The 1,459-nt window shown below is 58.3% G+C and carries 2 protein-coding genes; both read right to left on the minus strand.

From position 1 onward, the window contains the following. The coding region (locus tag JQ553_RS34220; RefSeq protein WP_212504477.1) for a manganese catalase family protein at positions 1-629 on the minus strand (629 nt) is incomplete at its 3' end. Between the two features lie 177 nt (positions 630-806). Next, a partial coding sequence (locus tag JQ553_RS34225; RefSeq protein WP_212504478.1) for an FAD-dependent oxidoreductase occupies positions 807-1,459 on the minus strand: 653 nt, incomplete at its 5' end.

Below are 1,459 nucleotides of genomic sequence, written 5' to 3' on the forward strand. Positions count from 1 at the left end.
TGCTCACCGGTGCCGGTAGAATCGTTGAAGAATTGATCGACGAGCCCCGGTGTCGGCGCGATGCGGCCGATACTGAAGGGCGGCTTGCCCATGCTCTCAAGTGCCAGAGCAAACGCCTTCATGTGAGTGATCTCGCGGGTCATCAGAAACTGCAGAGCATCCTTTGTACCTGCGTCGTCGCAAAAATTGATCAGGCGCTCGTAGACGATCTTGGCGCGCGCTTCGGCGGCGATGTTGCTTCGTAGGTCCACGTCCACTTCACCAGTAATCTTCAGATAATCGGCAGTCCAGGCGTTCCCTTGCGAGTTGAACAGGTTCAAGCCACCACCGCCCGCGATTGCAATCAGAGGATCGGCTTCGGCCGCCTGACGATCAAACTTCGACGGCTTAAGGTGTAGCCGCGCGAGAGTGCCCACAATTTCGAGATGGCTCAGTTCCTCGGTGCCGATGTCCATCAACAGGTCCTTACGATCCGGATCTTCGCAATTCAGACCCTGAATCGAGTATTGCATCGCGGCCGCGAGCTCACCGTTGGCACCGCCGAATTGTTCAAGCAGCATATTGCCAAAACGGGGGTCCGGCTCATCGACGCGAACGGTGAACATCAGCTTCTTGACGTGATGGTACATGGGGAGCCTCAGAATGGGAGCAAGATTAATCCCGAACGGGCAGGCGCTGCGGTTGTTCCTATCGCGGCGGAGCAACTCGCCGCAGCCGATGGAGCTCTGTGATTAACGCGGCTATCGAATCGCGCAAGAGGCCGGACGGCTTGAACGAATGACTGATTGGCGGCGGAGAAGGGGTCGTCACCTTTTGTCGAGCGATGCGACTGCTGGAGCGTTGATCGGCTGTCCCAACACGTCGAACATTGAGCCATGGCATGGACAGTCCCAGCACGTCTCGAAACTGTTCCAATGCAGGTGACAGCCGACATGGCTACAGCTTGCCGAATTCAGATGAAGCGCGCCGGCGTCGTCGCGGTAAGCTGCGATTTTCTCTAGGCCGCGTCGCACAATCGCGCCTTGCCCGCGCCTCAAATCATCTAGTGAATGAAGTTCACCCGGCGCGACATATTCCGCGAAACTCTTCAGCGGGGTGACGTTCTCCATGACGAAGTTCTTGGCCGCCTTAAGCGGGATGCGGCTCGGGGCGTAGAGCTCCTTCCACGGATGGTCCTCACCCATAATCAGCGCCGTATTCAGTATCGCCGCGACAACGCCGTGGGTAAGACCCTGTCCCGAATCGCCCATAGCGACGTAGACATTCTTGCAGCCCGGATCCTGCCCGATAAAGCCGGCGTAGTCGATCGTATCGAGCACTTGCCCCGACCAACGATGTGTCTCCCTGCCCAGACCGGAGATCAGTTCGCGCGCCCATGCTTCGAGTCTTTTGAAACGCTCGTCCGCATCGTCGGCTTCGCCGCTCTTGTGGTCCTCGCCGCCCACAAGAACGTAGTCGA

Origin of the sequence: Bradyrhizobium lablabi (assembly GCF_018131005.1) — a bacterium.
GTDB classification, from domain to species: domain Bacteria; phylum Pseudomonadota; class Alphaproteobacteria; order Rhizobiales; family Xanthobacteraceae; genus Bradyrhizobium; species Bradyrhizobium lablabi_D.